General features: G+C 66.3%; 1 protein-coding gene. It reads right to left on the reverse strand.

What is annotated here, in order from left to right; all coding sequences use genetic code 11:
- The coding region (locus KW832_RS25970) for a hypothetical protein (protein WP_218301941.1) at positions 1–255 on the reverse strand (255 nt) is incomplete at both ends.

A 255-nucleotide genomic window follows, 5' to 3' on the forward strand; every position in this document is an offset into this window, starting at 1 on the left:
ACTGACCGTAGGCCGCTATCTGCTGCTGCTTGTCCAGTCCGGCCGTTGCCAATGCCGCCAGCGGACCTTGGCCCTTGCCCACCACTGCTTCGGTGATGGCTTGCGTTTCGGGGGCCATGCTGCCGTTCAGGGCGATGCCGCCGTCGATTTCGTCGCTCCAGTTCGATAGCGTTTCGCCCGAGATTTGCAGCCCCTGTCCTCCGAGCCCTGGCCGCAGGCCCAGCCCCTGCGCATCCACCTCACTGGCCCCCAGGT

Origin of the sequence: Acidovorax sp. sif0632, from assembly GCF_019218805.1 — a bacterium.
GTDB classification, from domain to species: Bacteria; Pseudomonadota; Gammaproteobacteria; order Burkholderiales; family Burkholderiaceae_C; genus Acidovorax; species Acidovorax facilis.